The organism is Ruegeria sp. CDSA033, from assembly GCF_059612305.1.
Window position 1 is genome coordinate 1 of record NZ_JBXWQI010000027.1, and the last position, 14,968, is coordinate 14,968.

Annotated in this window: 14 protein-coding genes; 3 read left to right on the plus strand and 11 right to left on the minus strand. The window is 58.4% G+C overall.

Annotated features, from left to right (window positions below; translation table 11 throughout):
* The first annotated feature begins 126 nt into the window (after positions 1 to 126).
* Both phaR and AC2FLA_RS20545 read left to right on the plus strand, forming a co-directional pair.
* Positions 127 to 681, plus strand: a complete 555-nt coding sequence (phaR, locus tag AC2FLA_RS20540) for a polyhydroxyalkanoate synthesis repressor PhaR (RefSeq protein WP_058274099.1) — start codon at positions 127 to 129, stop codon at positions 679 to 681.
* Between the two features lie 11 nt (positions 682 to 692).
* Positions 693 to 1,451 (plus strand): trypsin-like serine peptidase, encoded by a 759-nt coding sequence (locus AC2FLA_RS20545; protein ID WP_496724835.1) that lies wholly within the window; start codon positions 693 to 695, stop codon positions 1,449 to 1,451.
* 6 nt (positions 1,452 to 1,457) lie between these two features.
* On the opposite strand, the gene AC2FLA_RS20550 is transcribed toward AC2FLA_RS20545, so the two are convergent.
* The 7 genes from AC2FLA_RS20550 to AC2FLA_RS20580 form a co-directional block, all read right to left on the minus strand.
* Positions 1,458 to 2,672, minus strand: coding sequence for a DegT/DnrJ/EryC1/StrS family aminotransferase (locus AC2FLA_RS20550; RefSeq protein ID WP_496724837.1), 1,215 nt, complete (start codon positions 2,670 to 2,672; stop codon positions 1,458 to 1,460).
* Positions 2,673 to 2,785: 113 nt separating this feature from the next.
* Entirely contained in the window at positions 2,786 to 4,090 is a 1,305-nt protein-coding gene (locus tag AC2FLA_RS20555) for an NAD(P)/FAD-dependent oxidoreductase (RefSeq protein ID WP_496724839.1), read from the minus strand.
* Positions 4,091 to 4,098: 8 nt separating this feature from the next.
* Entirely contained in the window at positions 4,099 to 5,457 is a 1,359-nt protein-coding gene (locus AC2FLA_RS20560) for a glutamine synthetase family protein (RefSeq protein ID WP_113791976.1), read from the minus strand.
* Entirely contained in the window at positions 5,457 to 6,137 is a 681-nt protein-coding gene (locus tag AC2FLA_RS20565) for a type 1 glutamine amidotransferase (RefSeq protein WP_496724841.1), read from the minus strand. The genes AC2FLA_RS20560 and AC2FLA_RS20565 overlap by 1 nt, the downstream gene beginning before the upstream one ends.
* Positions 6,138 to 6,196: 59 nt before the next feature.
* Positions 6,197 to 7,516, minus strand: a complete 1,320-nt coding sequence (locus tag AC2FLA_RS20570) for a glutamine synthetase family protein (RefSeq protein ID WP_496724843.1) — start codon at positions 7,514 to 7,516, stop codon at positions 6,197 to 6,199.
* Positions 7,517 to 7,646: 130 nt separating this feature from the next.
* Positions 7,647 to 9,833, minus strand: a complete 2,187-nt coding sequence (locus tag AC2FLA_RS20575; RefSeq protein WP_496724845.1) for a xanthine dehydrogenase family protein molybdopterin-binding subunit — start codon at positions 9,831 to 9,833, stop codon at positions 7,647 to 7,649.
* Positions 9,834 to 9,836: 3 nt separating this feature from the next.
* Complete coding sequence (locus AC2FLA_RS20580) at positions 9,837 to 10,301, minus strand: (2Fe-2S)-binding protein (RefSeq protein ID WP_282154201.1); 465 nt, start codon at positions 10,299 to 10,301, stop codon at positions 9,837 to 9,839.
* A 138-nt stretch (positions 10,302 to 10,439) separates the two neighbouring features.
* On the opposite strand from AC2FLA_RS20580, the gene AC2FLA_RS20585 reads away from it, so the two are divergent.
* Positions 10,440 to 11,042 carry a TetR/AcrR family transcriptional regulator gene (locus AC2FLA_RS20585; protein WP_496724847.1) on the plus strand — a complete coding sequence of 201 codons (603 nt, stop codon included), beginning with the start codon at positions 10,440 to 10,442 and terminating at the stop codon, positions 11,040 to 11,042.
* 53 nt (positions 11,043 to 11,095) lie between these two features.
* Here the strand turns inward: AC2FLA_RS20585 and AC2FLA_RS20590 are convergent, their stop codons facing one another.
* From AC2FLA_RS20590 to AC2FLA_RS20605, 4 genes are read right to left on the minus strand one after another with little or no spacing between them, the layout of a single operon-like run.
* Positions 11,096 to 11,884 carry a heme ABC transporter ATP-binding protein gene (locus tag AC2FLA_RS20590; protein WP_282169278.1) on the minus strand — a complete coding sequence of 263 codons (789 nt, stop codon included), beginning with the start codon at positions 11,882 to 11,884 and terminating at the stop codon, positions 11,096 to 11,098.
* 3 nt (positions 11,885 to 11,887) lie between these two features.
* Positions 11,888 to 12,964, minus strand: coding sequence for a FecCD family ABC transporter permease (locus tag AC2FLA_RS20595; protein ID WP_496724849.1), 1,077 nt, complete (start codon positions 12,962 to 12,964; stop codon positions 11,888 to 11,890).
* Positions 12,961 to 13,836 carry a heme/hemin ABC transporter substrate-binding protein gene (locus AC2FLA_RS20600; protein ID WP_496724851.1) on the minus strand — a complete coding sequence of 292 codons (876 nt, stop codon included), beginning with the start codon at positions 13,834 to 13,836 and terminating at the stop codon, positions 12,961 to 12,963. Before AC2FLA_RS20600 ends, AC2FLA_RS20595 begins: the two co-directional genes overlap by 4 nt.
* Positions 13,836 to 14,891, minus strand: a complete 1,056-nt coding sequence (locus AC2FLA_RS20605) for a hemin-degrading factor (RefSeq protein ID WP_496724879.1) — start codon at positions 14,889 to 14,891, stop codon at positions 13,836 to 13,838. The genes AC2FLA_RS20600 and AC2FLA_RS20605 overlap by 1 nt, the downstream gene beginning before the upstream one ends.
* Positions 14,892 to 14,968 lie beyond the last annotated feature (77 nt).

Below are 14,968 nucleotides of genomic sequence, written 5' to 3' on the forward strand. Positions count from 1 at the left end.
GCGAGGCGCACCTACTCCTCCCAATCGGTGCTATCGCGCAGGGCAGGTCGAAAGACCTGCCCTTTCTTTTTGTGCTGCGCTCGCATAGTCTTTGCTGCAATGCATCATCCTTGGGGAGGGTAAACGGTGTCGGAACAAGAAAAACCACTGTTGATCAAACGTTACGCCAGCCGTCGGCTGTATAACACCGAGACCAGTGACTACGTCACGCTTGAAGACATCGCGTCGTTTATTCGGGACGGGCGCGAAGTACAGATCATAGACCTGAAGTCAGGTGATGATCTGACGCGGCAATATCTGCTGCAAATTATTGCTGAACACGAAAGCCGCGGCGAAAATGTGCTGCCGGTCAATGTGCTGAACGATCTTGTGCGCAGCTACATGCTGCCGGGTGGCGGTGTGATGCCGCAATTCCTGCAAAGCTCATTCGAGATGCTGCGGGAAAACCAGAGCAAGATGATGGAAAACATGAGTGCGATGAATCCGATGTCTCAGATGCCGGGGTTCGATGCAATGCAGGCGCAGCAGCAAGCATTCCTGAAAGCCATGACTGGTGGTCTGTCCGGCGGATGGTCCGGCCCGGACAAAGACGATGACGCCAAATCCGAGCCCAAGGAAGATTTGGACGACATCAAAAAACAGTTGGCGGAACTGCAGCAAAAGCTGTCCAAGCTTAACTGACGCGGCCAAAGATGCGCTGGTTGATCCTGAGTATCACGCTACTTTGGATGCAACCCGCGCTGTCACAAGGTGTTTTCTCGGACCAGTGGACCCAAGTTTGTACATTGGGGACACGGGCCGAAGCCGGATGTGACGCAATTCGTGCACGCGAAATTCTTGCGGCTGATCAGCCCCCGTGGCGCGCGATTGGACGTGTTAATTTTGCCAGTCGGGATCAAAAGTCTCACTGCACCGGTGTTCTTGTTTCGGACAATCTTGTCCTGACCGCCGCGCATTGCCTGTACAACACACCGCGTCAGCGGTGGATTCCACCCTCAAGCATCCGTTTTGCCGCCGGTTATCAGCGCGGAGAAGCCGCTGTGGTTTCAGGCGTGAAAGGGTATCGGCTCCATCCCGAACAGGGCGTTGAAGGCCTGTTTGATGACAGAGCAGACCTGGATTGGGCGGTTCTGGAACTCAGCGCGCCGATTGGGCAGCAAGTCGGCTATCTGCCGCTGGGGGATGATAGCGCCACTGGCACGTTTGTTGCGGGGTATCCCGGTATCCGGCCTCATGTGCTGAGCAAAACAAAAACCTGTCAGCCGCACCGTCATTCAAGCGGAGTTTTGTTGGCGACATGTCCGGTCATGATGGGCGATTCTGGTGCGCCTTTGTTGGTTAGGACGGAAACCGAATTGCAGGTTGTCGGAATCCTATCCCGCGTGGCTGCAACCCCCAAGGGGATCACAGCGCTGTTTTTGCCGGTCGATCTGTTTCGCCATGGACCTTAGCCGTCGTCAGGTTCCGTAGACAGGAACCGGTCCCGTAACTTCGCCCACAGACGCCAGCAGGATATCCGAAATCACGTCCAGCTCTTCGCGTGTCAGGCGCACAGGCAGCCGGACGTCGCAAGCTTTCATAAGCATTGCGCGGGTTTGCGGTAGCTCGAACTTTTCCGGCAGGAATTGCCAATTCCAGAATGCGCGGGCGTTATCCTGACTCAGGCCAAAGACCTGAACCTTGACGCCACGCGCCTCAGTCGCCGCAGCGAAGGCGCGGATATCGTTGTCGTCCATATCCACCAGGTTGAACTGTATGGAATCCGGTGCCCGGCGTTCGGGCTCCAGAGGGGCAGGGACGTCGATATGGGGCGATGTATTCAACCGGTCTGCAACATAGTCGTGGTTGGACAGGCCGTCACGCACACGACGCGCAAGTTCCGGGATTTGTGGCCGGATTACTGCAGCGCTGAGATTGCTCATCCGCAAGTTATAGAGCGGCAATTGGTTCTGCCAGCGGGCAAACGCCTGCTCCAACTCGGGCGAGTTGTCGCCTTGTGGCCCTTTGTGTTTCTTCCAGTTATGTTCGTACGCGCCCGACATGATCACGGCTTGCGCCACCAGATCGGCATCATCGGTGATCAGAATACCGCCTTCGCCCGCGTTAATCATCTTGTAGGACTGGAACGAGAAACAGCCGATCTTGCCGATCGTGCCAATATTGCGCCCGTGCCAAGTTGTGCCTAGCGAGTGCGCCGCGTCCTCGATCACAGGGATGTCGCGTGCGTCACACAGCGCCATGATGGCATCCATGTCCGAGGTGTGGCCGCGCATATGGCTGATGATCACAGCCTGAACGCCGTCCAGCTTGGCCTCGAAATCCGCCATGTCGATGCGATAATTCTCACCCACTTCGCACAGGACCGGGATGCAGTCCGCATGAACGACCGAGGACGGAACGGCGGCAAAAGTGAAGCCGGGGATCAAAACCCGCGCATCCCGCGGCAGACCGAGCGCCTTGAGCGACAGGAACAGGGCAGCCGAGCAGGACGAAACGGCCAACGCGTATTTACTGCCCAGCAGCCGGGCAAACTCGGCCTCAAGCAAGGCAACCGGCGCATCCTGCGGCGCGGTATAGCGAAACAGATCGCCTGACTGCATTAAGGCGTCGATTGCTTCTTTTGCTGCTGGGGGGATTGGTTCGGCGGCATGAACGTTTGGCGGAAGCGTCATATTTGATTTTCCCAAATTCTATCTTTGGGAAAGATAAAGCTAAACAAAATGCAATCCAAGCCTTCATTCGCCCCTAAGGCGAAATTCTACCGATCTGTCGAAATTTCCAAATGTTAGAAGCCCAACCGGTCCCGCAGCGCGAACCATGTCATCGCAAGTACCAGCAGAGGGCTGCGCAGGGCGGAGCCTCCTGGAAAGGGAAGGGCGGGGACGCGGGCCATTGTGTCGAACCCTTCGGCTTGCCCCTGGATGGCCAGTGCCATCAGTTGGCCCGCATGCGTGGCTGTTCCGACCCCATGCCCGGAATAACCCGATGCGGACAGGATATTGGGCGCGATCCGCGCCAGATACGGCATCCGGCGCATTGTGATGGCCAGAGTGCCGCCCCAAGCGTAGTCGATTTTAACATCTTGCAAATGCGGGAAAATTTCGGTCATTGGCTTTCGCACCGTCGCGGCAATGTCGCTGGGGAAACGGTAGCCATAGCTTTCGCCACCGCCAAACAGCAACCGCCCATCGGCGCTGAGGCGGAAATAGTTCACGACGAACTTGGTGTCAGCAACGGCGACGTCGCGGGTCAGAACACGGGCAGATTCCGCACCCAACGGTTCGGTCGCAACGATGAAATTGTTGATAGGCATGACCTTTGTGGCCACTTTGCGGTTCAGATCACCGAGGTATCCGTTGCAGGCCAGAATAACGTGGTCGGCCGTTACCGTGCCCTGTGAGGTTCGCGCCACCGCCGGGGCGGTTTCTTCGACGCCCAAAACCTCGGTACCTTCAAAGATACGCACGCCTGCGTTTGCCGCCGCTTGAGCCAGCCCCAACGCAAAATTCAGCGGGTGCAGATGCGCCGCGCCCATATCCAGATAGCCGCCCCGATAAGAGGGCGAAGGACACAATGCCTGACCTGCGCCTTCGTCCAGAACCTCCATCTGGTCATAACCATAGCGGTCGGACAGATGCGCTGCGTGATCATGAAGCTCTTGCTGCTCACCATTGCTGAGGCCCAAAACGGCCACGCCGGGTTTCAGGTCACAGTCGATCTGGTGCTTCGCAATCAGCGATTTGACCAGTTCTTTTGCGTCCTCGGCCAGATCCCACAGCTTGGCGGCGTCATCATCGCCGACCAGTCGCTCGAGATCTTCCTGATCCATCCGCTGTGCACTGCCCAGCTGACCGCCATTGCGGCCAGAGGCCCCAAAGCCAACGCGGTGAGCCTCAAGCAGGACAACGTCGAACCCTGCTTCGGCCAGATGCAACGCGGCGGACAGGCCGGTATACCCGCCGCCCACGATGCAAACATCAGCCTTCACATCGCCGGTCAGCGCAGGGAAGCGGTCCACCGAATTGGCCGTCGCAGCGTACCAACTGGCCGGGTATTCGGCCTTGCGGTCATTGGAATAAAGCAGGTTCATCGGGTGCCTCAGACATTCATCAGCAGATGTTCGCGCTCCCACGGAGAGATGACCTGCAGGAACTCTTCGTACTCGGCCCGTTTGACGATGCCATAGACGCGGGCGAACTCAGGGCCCAGAACTTCGTGCAAGGCAGTGGCCTCATCAAACAGGTCCAAAGCGTTGCCCATCACCTGCGGGATGTCACCTTCGCCCTCATATGCGTCACCATAGAATTGGCGGCGCGGGCGTTCTTGCCGGGTCAGGCCCAGATAACCACAGGCCAGAGACAGCGCGATGCCCAGATAGGGGTTGCAGTCCATCCCTGCGATCCGGTTTTCCACGCGGCGTGCCTCGGGGCCGGACAGGGGCACACGAATGCCCGTTGTGCGATTGTCACGCGCCCATTCCAGATTGATCGGCGCGGCGTGGTCTTTCACGTAACGGCGGTAGGAGTTCACGTAAGGCGCCATCACGGCCAGACCTGCAGGCAAGTGGTTCTGCAAACCGGCGATAAAGTTGTAGAATGCGTCCGTTTCACCACCCTGAGGACCCGAAAAGATGTTCTGGCCTGTTTCCATGTCGATAATCGAGTGGTGGATGTGCATGGCCGAGCCTGGCTCATCCTCGATCGGTTTTGCCATGAACGTGGCAAAGCAGTTGTGGCGCAGCGCGGCCTCGCGGATCAGACGTTTGAAGTAGAACACTTCGTCGGCCAGTTTGACCGGGTCGCCGTGACGCAGGTTGATTTCCAGCTGACCCGCGCCGCCTTCCTGCGTGATGCCGTCAATTTCGAACCCTTGATGCTCGGCGAAATCATAGATGTCGTCGATCACAGGCCCGAACTCGTCCACCGCGGTCATCGAATAGGCCTGCCGCGCGGCTGCCGGACGGCCCGAACGGCCCATCATCGGTTTGATGCCCTGCGCCGGGTCGACATTGGGGGCGACCAGAAAGAACTCCATTTCCGGTGCTACGACCGGTTTCCATCCCTTGTCGTGATACAGTTGCACGACGCGTTTCAGAACATTTCGCGGGCTGAAAGGGATCGGCTTGTCGTCCCGGTCATAGGCGTCGTGAATAACCTGCAATGTCCAGTCACCCGTCCACGGCGCGGCAGATACGGTTGAAAAATCAGGTTTCAGGATCATGTCCCGTTCGATGAACCCGTCCTCACCCGCTGCTTCGCCCCAATCGCCTGTGATGGTTTGATAAAAGATGCTGTCGGGCAGGTGGAAATAAGTCTGCCGCGCGAATTTGCTGGCAGGTACGGCCTTGCCGCGTGCGATGCCCGGCAGGTCCGAGATGATGCATTCGACCTCATCCAACCGGTGGCCGGAGATATAGGTTTTTGCTGCTTCTGGCAGCTGGTCTGTCCAGTCGGCCATCAGGCCCTCTCTTTCTTCAGAAATTCTGCCATGTGCCGTCCGATGGTCGCGTTGTCGTCGGGGCCGGGCAGGCGGTTGGCGGCCGCTTCCATCAACGCGTCGGGAACAACACCCTTGCCGCGCGTTTCCATCAGGCCCTGGATAAAGGCATCGCCATACTCCGGGTGGGCCTGCACGGTCCAGATGTTGTCGCCATAACTTACCATCGCATTGTGGCAAAAGTCGTTGGTGCCTGTCACACGTGCACCTTCGGGCAGCTCAACCACTTGATCCTGATGCCAGGCATTCAGGGTGACGGATTGGCCTTCCAAGTCATATTCGGTGCGCCCCACGGCCCAGCCACCGGTAAACTTTTCGACTTTGCCACCAAGCGCCTGCGCGATGATCTGGTGGCCAAAGCACACACCGATCAGCGGGCGACCGCTGCGTTGAATGGCGCGGATTAGATCTTCGAGCGGTGGTATCCACGCATGATCCTCATACGCGCCATGGCGCGAGCCGGTGATGATCCAGCCATCAGCATGAAACGCGTCCTTGGGAAATTGGCCGTCTACAACGGCGAAGGTTTCGTAGGTAAAACCGTTGCCGTCCAGCAGCGCGGCGAACATCGCGTCATATTCGCTGAATTGGTCCTGCAGTTCATCAGGTGGATGGCCGGTCAGTAGGATGCCGATTTTCATGGGTCACCAAATTTGATCAAATTTATTCTAGCCCAGCGGATGCGGGCGGGCAAGAGGGCTCATACGGCTTCGACATAACTCAGCCAATGGTTTTCGGATGGACGCTCGGCGAACCGCCTGATTTCCTGTCGCTTGGTCATGGCGAAATAGCGGATCAGGTCGGCCGGAAAGATGCGCGCGACATTGGGGTCTGTTTCGAATGCTGCAATGGCTTGGGTCCAGTCGGCAGCCAATTGCGGAAGCCCGTCGATCTCATAGGCATTGCCCGAAATCGGGGCGGGCGGATCCGACTGATCTTCGATGCCGTTCATGGCGGCCCCCAGAACGGCGGCCAACATCAGATAGGGGTTGATGTCCCCACCGGCGACGCGATGTTCGATCCGCCGCGCAGCCGGTGCGCCACCAGGAATGCGCACAGCGGCAGTGCGGTTTTCATAGGCCCAGCACGCACCAGTTGGGGCGTGCGCGCCCGGGACCAGGCGCGTGTATGAATTCCCGTGCGGTGCAAAGACAAGCGTACATCCGGGCATCGCCGTCAGGCATCCCGCCACCGCCCACCGAAGAAAATCGGTGCCTTCGGGTCCACCGTTGTCAAACACGTTGCGGCCCTGTTGATCCACGACCGAGAAATGGACATGCATCCCGTTGCCAGCGTCATCGGCGTAGGGTTTCGCCATGAAGGTTGCGGTGAACCCGTGTTTACGGGCAAGGCCACGCGCCAAGGCCTTGAAAAGCCATGTATCATCGGCACAGCGCATGGCGTTTTGGTGATTCAGGTTGATTTCGAACTGGCCAATACCGCTTTCCGAGATGGCGGTTTGCGCGGGAACTCCCATCGCAGCGCACCCGTCATAAAGGTCGGTGAAGAACGCATCGAAGGCATCCATTTCTGCCATCGACAGGACTGCCTCATCCTCCAGTCGTCGCTGGGTCACGGGATTGACCGGCGGCTGCGGATGCGCACCCGAGGCGTCTAGCAAGGTGAACTCCAGCTCTGTCGCCGCAATGACCGACCAGCCACGCTGTGCATAGCGATCAAGAACAGAGGCAAGTGCATGCCTGGGGTCGCCAGCAAACGGGGTGCCTTCGTCGTCATACAGGCACATGGGGACCAGGGCGGTTTCCGTTTCCAGCCAAGGCACTGGCACTGGGCCGCGCTCGGTCGGAAGCAAGACACCATCTGCGTCACCGGATTCGAATACCAGCGGGCTGCCGTCGATATCCGCGCCCCACAGGTCGACATTCAACGCTGAAAACGGCATGCGCAGCGTGCCTTTGTCCAGCTTGTCGGCGTAAGAGGGCGGCACACGCTTGCCTCGCATCTGACCATTCAGGTCACATGCGGCAACGCGAAAACTGTGCAGGGCGCTCAGATCCATCACTGACTCCATTACTCTGGCTACCCGAGGTGTAATAGAGGAGCGACCTGTTGTCACGAAATTTGATCAAATTTTCTTTGGCTGAGAAAAACCCCGCGCTCGTCCATTGGGACAGGCGCGGGGTTGGTCGTCAGACGAAGCTGACGCCGTTTTCCACCATCGGCAGAGTGGTGACTTTCACGCCGGAAAGCGCCCGGATCGCATTAGCCAGCGCGGGGGCCGAAGGCGGTGTGCCGGGTTCTCCAACACCAGTGGGGGCTTCGGCGGAAGGCACGATATGAACGTCAATCTCGGCAATATCGCCGATGCGCAGCGGTTCATAATCAGGGAAGTTGTACTGATCCACCGCGCCTTGGGTCAGCGTGATCTGATCACGCATGACGTGGCCGATACCATATCCGATACCGCCCTCCATCTGCGCGCGCACCACGTCCGGGTTCACGGCAATCCCGCAATCCACGGCGCATGTGACCTTCTCGATCTTGATGCCGTTTTCCGGATCACCGGACACCTCAACAACCTGTGCGGCATAAGACCCAAAGGACTTATGCACCGCGATACCTTGTGCGCGACCCGCAGGAGCATTGCCCCAACCGGCCTTCTCAACAGCCAGTTTCAGAACTTCTGCCTTGCGTTGCTGATCCGCGTTGTTGGTATCCGACAGATGGGACAGACGGAATTCTACCGGGTCACGACCTGCGGCCTCGGCAACGGTATCCATCATCGTCTCCATGACATAACCGGTGTGCGTGTGCCCCACCGAGCGCCACCAAAGAACCGTTGTTGCCTTGGGGGTGTCGGTCAGACCCAATGCCATTCCGGGGATATCATATGGGCTGTCGGCAATGCCCTCGACAGAGCTGTGGTCGACGCCGTCATGTACTGCGACGGCCTCAAACGGTGTGCCCTTGATGACCGACTGACCGGCGACCTGATGCTGCCAGCCGACGATTTTGCCATCGGCATCCAGACCAACGCGCACCTTGTGGCCAAAGGCGGGGCGGTAGTAGCCGCTGCGGATATCATCTTCGCGGGTCCACACCAGTTTGACCGGGCGCGAGCGGTCGGTGATCACAAAGGCCAGCGCAGCCTCAACCTGATAATCCGCATCTGGCGTCGCCCGCCGTCCAAAGGATCCGCCGGCCAGCATTGTTTTGATGTGAATCTTTTCTGGAGGCAGTTGGAAGATCTGCTGATAGGCCATATGCGGGCCGGTCGGCATCTGGGCACCATCGTGCAGGACAATGTCACCTTCGGCAGTTTGCTCGATGGTGCAGTTCAACGGTTCCATCGGGGCATGTGCCAAAAGCGGGAAATAGAAGGTCTTTTCAACGACCGTGTTCGCGCCATCAATGGCCGCCGACACCGCTGCGACATCCGCCTTGTTCACGTTATACGCGGCTTCGGCGTTCAGGGCGGCCATGATTTCGGCCTTGATCTGGTCCGAGTCGCGGGTCTCAGATCCGGAAATGTCCCAGTCTACCTCAAGCGCGTCGCGCGCCTGAATGGCGGCCCAGGTGTTTTCGGCATAGACAGCTACACCCGCCTGATTGGGCAGGATGGCGGCACTGATATAGCCTTTGACCTCTTTTGACGCGCTGTCGTCAAAGCCGCTTGCGATGCCACCCTTCGATTCGGGCCGTTTTATCATGGCGACCATCTGGTTCGGCAGATGGACGTCCATCGCGTACAATGCCTGACCGTTGCCTTTGATTGCCGAATCCTTGCGGCGCACCGTCTCGTTGCCGATCAGACGGAACTCTGACGGGTCTTTTAGGCGCGGCTCGGTCGGGGCCTCCAGTTGAGAGGCCGCGGCCACGAATTCAGCGATTGGGACCGATTTGTCGCCTGCCTTGACGATACCTTCCTCAATGGTGATGTCGGATGCGTCCAGGCCCCAGCTTTGCGCGGCGGCATTGATCAGCATCTCACGCGCCGCCGCACCTGCCTGACGGTATTGCATCCACGAATTCGCCATTGCGGTTGATCCGCCAGTGCCTTGGAAGGGGCCGAACAACAGGTTGTTATAGACCTGCGGGTTGGATGGCGCGAATTCGTATTCGATCTGGTCCATGGTCAGGCCGATCTCCTCGGCGATCAGCGTCGGCAGACCGGTAGCTGGACCTTGGCCCTTTTCAAAGTGTTTTACGATGGCTGTTACAGTGCCATCTGCATCGATCTTCACGAACGGGTTGAATTGAGCGGTCTCTGACGAAGTAGCCGCCAGCGCCCCATCAGGGCGTGCGCCAACCAGCAAGACGGTACCGGCAGCAGCGGCACCTTTCAGAAATCCACGGCGGGAGGTGTTGATGGTCATGGATCAGGCCTCCAAAATTTCAGATGCGCGCTGGATGCCGGCGCGAATGCGTTGATAGGTGGCGCAACGGCAGGCGTTGCCATGCATGTAATCGTCAATCTCTTCGACGCTGGGTTTGGGGTTTTCGGACAATAGTCCAACCGCCGACATCACCTGACCCGACTGGCAATAGCCGCACTGGACCACGTCCAGTTCGATCCAAGCTTGTTGAATGGCCGCACCGATTTTGTCGTCTCCAACCGCCTCGATTGTGGTGATCTCGGCATCTTCGACGTCTTCGATATAGGTTTGGCACGAGCGTACGGGTTCGCCATTCAAATGCACTGTGCACGCGCCGCAGGATGCGACGCCGCAACCGAATTTGGTTCCGGTCAGCTTAAGTTCATCCCGGATCACCCACAGCAGGGGCGTGCCGGGTTCGGCGTCGACCGTGTGGGTCTCGCCGTTCAGTTTCAAAGTCAATGCCATGAGGGGGCTCTCCGTGTTGGCTGGTACCTAAGGTGGTAAACTGGCGCGTTTACACTAGGTGAGAAATCCAGACATGTAAACTCGAGAGTTTACGTAGAATTTGACCTTAATCTGTCAATAGGTCTATAGCTTTTAGACATGAACGAATGCACAGCGCCGAATGCGTCCAAACAAGCCCAAATCATCGAAGCGGCCGTGGCTGAATTCCAGGAAAAGGGGTTCGCCGCCGCCAGCATGGACCGCATTTCAGCGCAGGCCGAGGTGTCCAAGCGCACGCTCTACAAGTACTTTGAAAGCAAGGAAAACCTGTTTCGATCCATCGTGTTAGAACTGTCCAACCGGTTCGCAGCCGTGCGGGATATCCGCTATGAAAAAGGGCGTGATATTCGTCAGCAGCTGACCAATCTGGCCTGGGCCGAGGGGCGCATTCTGATGCTGCCCGAAGTGATGGCGATGGCGCGGATGGTGATCAGCGAAACCTTGCGCAACCCCGATCTGGCTGCGGCTGCTCAGGGCAAACTCGACAAAACAGCGATCTTTATTGAGATGCTGAAGGATGCAGCCGATGACGGGCAGTTGCGGATCGAGAATCCCGAACAGGCAGGGCAGGAATTCATCGGCCTGATCAAGTCCAGAGCTTTCTGGCCGATGGTTTTCTCTGGCAATGTTCTGACCGAAGTCGAAATGACCGCGACTATAGACAGCAGTGTCGAGATGATACTGAGTCGTTACGGCGTCTAGTTTCGGTGCGTGATTAGGGCAGGCGGAAATACTGCTCGCCCTGAGTGTGCCCTTTACGCGGTTAAGGCCTGTCGCATGGCTTGCGGCAGGATGAACGGAACCTGAGCTTTAGGCAGGGTGCTGATAGGCAGGTCGATACCATAGACCTGCAGCATCGTCTGGTCGTTCAGGATCGCAGTTGGTGTGCCTGAGCCCCAAACAGATCCTTCCGACATGACATACACATAATCGGCAAACAGCGCCGTCAGGTTCAGGTCGTGCATAACCACAACAACGCCACCGCCTTGTGTGGCGAAGTTTCTTGCAACACCCAGCACAGTGAACTGATGCGCAATGTCCAGGCTTGCAACGGGTTCGTCCAGCAACAGCCATCTGGGTTGATCGTGGTATGTCGCGTCCCAGACTTGGGTCAAAACGCGGGCAAGCTGAACTCGTTGCTGCTCACCACCCGAAAGGTTCTGGTAAGACCGGTGCTCAAACCCAGCGAGGTCGACATGAGCCAGCGCGCGGGAAGGCAGGCTGTCATCCGCTGCAGCTAGCCCGTTTGCAAGGCCCAGTCGGACGATCTCGAGCACAGTGAAGGGAAAGGCAACGGTTGACGATTGCGGTAGAACCCCGCGCATTGCAGCCAGTTGCCAAGGCTTCAGCTCGGAAATGCTGTGCCCGTTCAGAGAAATCTCTCCACAAGATTCAAGTTCGCCTGATAAGGCTTTGAGTAACGTAGATTTCCCCGAGCCATTCGGGCCGATGATGGCTGTGACTTTTCCGGGTTCTGCGTCAAAGTCCACGCCGTGGAGAATCTCTTTACGGCCGAGTTTGACGTGTATGTTTTCGCCCTTCATCACTTACATTCCCATTGTTCCGTGACGCCGCAGCAGAATCCACAGGAAGACCGGTGCGCCTAAGATTGCAGTTACGATGCCAATCGGCAGTTCGGCCGGTGCCACGATCAGGCGACTGATCATGTCGGCACACAGCAGTAAGCTAGCCCCTAACAGGGCCGAGTTCATCAACAGGCGGTGGTGGTCCGGTCCGGTCGCCAACCGCAGCAGATGTGGCACAACGATACCGATGAAACCAATGCCTCCGGAGACTGCGACGGCGGCTCCGGTCGCGCCGGCCACGGCCAGAATGGCGATGTTTTTGCTGCGCTGAACCGGGATTCCCATGTGGTGCGCCACGGCTTCGCCCATCGCCATGCCGTTCAGCGCACGGGCAAGGAACTGGGCCGTGAACACGGAAATCAAGATGATCGGAGCGGCCGTGGCTGCTTTGGTCCATGTTGCGCCGGCCAGCGAGCCCATGCCCCAGAACGTCAGGTCGCGCAGCTGTTGGTCATCGGCCATGTAGACCAGAACCCCGGACACAGCGCCCGACAGCGCACCCAACGCGATCCCTGCCAACAGCATGGTTGCAACCGATGTCTGCCCGCCTCGTGTTGAAACGCGATAGAGCAGCAAGACGGACGTCCACCCGCCCAGAAATGCCGCCACGGCGACCAAGCTATTGCCGACCCAGGCCAGAATGGAGGCGGGCAGGTACGCACCGAGGATTATCGCGGAAATCGCGCCCAGACCGGCACCTGCGCTGACGCCCACAATTCCGGGGTCAGCCAAAGGGTTGCGAAACAGGCCCTGCATCACCACGCCGGAAGCCGCCAAAGCGGCGCCGACAAGAACTCCCATCGCCAGCCGGGGCAGTCGGATATCCCACAGGACGATCCGGTCGAGGTCCGACATGTCCCGCCCTGCAATCAGGTCCGTGAATGCTGCGCGAACGGATGCGTCCGACGCGCCGACCGAGATGCTGCAGATGCTGGTGAAGACCAACAGCGCCATAAGGGCCAGAGTGACCCGGCGCGCCGTCACTCGTCGGTCGTGGGCAGCCACGTTGAGCCCATCGTGATCCATTGCAAGGGTCATGAGCCGTTGATTCTCTGCAATTCCGCCGACAGATCAGCAATCGCCTCGGCCGTTCGGGGGCCAAAGCCCAGCAGATAGGCACCCTGCATGCGGATCAGACGTTTTTTCTGTCCAGCGGGCGTCAGCTTGATGGCTGGCATGGCAAACAGGTCTTCATTGGCGGTGATGTGGTTGCCTTGCCGATCCATCATCAGGATCACGTCTGGCGCGGTTGTGGCAATCGCTTCGGGTGTCATGGGTTTAAAGCCCGACACGTTCCCGGCCGCGTTCACGCCACCAGCCAGACGAATGATACTGTCTGCCTGTGTGTCCGCGCCGCCAACCATGATGCGATTATCCTGAGCCGACAGGACAAACAGAACCCGGGGTGTGCCGCCCACCGAAGCATCAACTGCATTCGAATGAGCCCCGTCAATCTTGGCACCGGTCTGAATGGCAAGTTTTTCGGCGGCATCTTCGACACCCAGGGCGACCCCGACAGCCCGGATTTTTTCCACCACGCCGTCGCGTGAATAGTCTTCACTGATCGAGACGAAGGGCACACCGGCCTCTTTGAGGACCTCTACCGCTTCGGGTGGGCCTGATCCTTCCAGCGCCACGATCAGGTCGGGTTTCACCGACAAGACCCCTTCGGGGGACAGTGCACGTATATAGCCGACATCGGGCAGGTCCAGCACATCAACCGGGTAGGTCGAGGTCCGGTCCCGCCCAACTAGGCGATCCTGCTGACCCAGGGCATAGACGATCTCGGTCACGGAACTGCCGATGGCGATGATGCGGTTGGGTTCTGGCTCATCTGCTGCGATGGCCGCTGTTCCGATCACCGCGCCGGCAAGCGCGACGACCGATGAAAACCTGCAAAGGGGGCTCATCACGCCACCTCGGTTTCTTTTTTGGATTGCAGGCCTGCCACCAGTTGATCCCAGACCGGGCGGTGATCGTTTTCGCCTGAACGGCGACCAAATATCTGCAGAATAAGACCACCTTCGGCATCGAACGCCTCAACTGACACGGCGGGACCGCGTTGGGTGGGTTTGATCACGGCCCAAACCTCGGCAATATGGTCTGAGCGCAGGTGCAAATTGAAGCGCGGATCAAGCACGTTGAACCACGGACCCATCTGTTTAAGCGTCTCAACCGACCCACCGTGAATTTCGATGCATCCACGGTTGCCGACGAAGACCATGATCTCAAGCCCTTGGTCCCGGACCTGTTCGAACATCTGGGAAACCGTTACCGGTTCTAGCGCGCGAACCAGCGGTTCACCAGCGACGCGGTAGGCGCCCAATCGGTTCATCTTCAGCTTTGAGGTCAGGCGCAGGAACTGGTGTGTATCCGTCATCTTGGCCCATTCCGATCGCAGAAGTTCGACCTTGTCGGTGTTCACCTTGGCGGCCTCGGTTGGCTTGCGCGGCTCGACATTCAGCGTTTGGGATTGGTCATCTGCCTGCAAGTTGCTGACAAGTTCGTCCCAGTGGTTCAGGTCAGAGCCATCGCGCAGAAAGATCTTGTGCACCGCATCCCCGGCGGCATCAAAAACCTGAAGGGATCGCTTTGTCCCTTTGTCCGTTTCACGTTCGATGGCAAAGGCGTGGACCCAATGGCCGGGGAACATGCGCAGGTCAATCTCTTCTGTCAGAACCATCGAAGCATGCGCACCTGAGTGGTAGTTGTCGTATTGCCCGACCTTTTCAATGACGCAGGAGAGGTTGCGCGTCAGCGCCATGACCTCACCCAGCCCGTTGAGCATCGGGAAGATGTCATCAAAGCTTGCCGAAAGCCGCGTTACGTCGATACCCGCAAACGCCGCAACGAGTTGACCTTCGGTTATTCCAAGTGATTCCGCCAAGTCGCGGTCACGTTTTCCGGTGTTTTTAGCATAGGCTGCACGAATTTGATCCGGGGCCAGAAGCACCTGTTCCGTCATGGGTTTTTCCATCTTCGATTGTCATGGGTGTCGGGCTGGCACGGCCACCGTTGAACGCGGTGTACTGCTGGCGGCGG

Bases quoted from the DNA above. Each gene is read 5' to 3' on its own strand.
- AC2FLA_RS20545 (WP_496724835.1), top strand. From the start codon at position 693: ATGCGCTGGTTGATCCTGAGTATCACGCTACTTTGGATGCAACCCGCG.
- AC2FLA_RS20550 (WP_496724837.1), bottom strand. From the start codon at position 2,672: ATGACGCTTCCGCCAAACGTTCATGCCGCCGAACCAATCCCCCCAGCA.
- AC2FLA_RS20555 (WP_496724839.1), bottom strand. From the start codon at position 4,090: ATGAACCTGCTTTATTCCAATGACCGCAAGGCCGAATACCCGGCCAGT.
- AC2FLA_RS20560 (WP_113791976.1), bottom strand. From the start codon at position 5,457: ATGGCCGACTGGACAGACCAGCTGCCAGAAGCAGCAAAAACCTATATC.
- AC2FLA_RS20565 (WP_496724841.1), bottom strand. From the start codon at position 6,137: ATGAAAATCGGCATCCTACTGACCGGCCATCCACCTGATGAACTGCAG.
- AC2FLA_RS20570 (WP_496724843.1), bottom strand. From the start codon at position 7,516: ATGGATCTGAGCGCCCTGCACAGTTTTCGCGTTGCCGCATGTGACCTG.
- AC2FLA_RS20575 (WP_496724845.1), bottom strand. From the start codon at position 9,833: ATGACCATCAACACCTCCCGCCGTGGATTTCTGAAAGGTGCCGCTGCT.
- AC2FLA_RS20580 (WP_282154201.1), bottom strand. From the start codon at position 10,301: ATGGCATTGACTTTGAAACTGAACGGCGAGACCCACACGGTCGACGCC.
- AC2FLA_RS20585 (WP_496724847.1), top strand. From the start codon at position 10,440: ATGAACGAATGCACAGCGCCGAATGCGTCCAAACAAGCCCAAATCATC.
- AC2FLA_RS20590 (WP_282169278.1), bottom strand. From the start codon at position 11,884: ATGAAGGGCGAAAACATACACGTCAAACTCGGCCGTAAAGAGATTCTC.
- AC2FLA_RS20595 (WP_496724849.1), bottom strand. From the start codon at position 12,964: ATGACCCTTGCAATGGATCACGATGGGCTCAACGTGGCTGCCCACGAC.
- AC2FLA_RS20600 (WP_496724851.1), bottom strand. From the start codon at position 13,836: ATGAGCCCCCTTTGCAGGTTTTCATCGGTCGTCGCGCTTGCCGGCGCG.
- AC2FLA_RS20605 (WP_496724879.1), bottom strand. From the start codon at position 14,891: ATGACGGAACAGGTGCTTCTGGCCCCGGATCAAATTCGTGCAGCCTAT.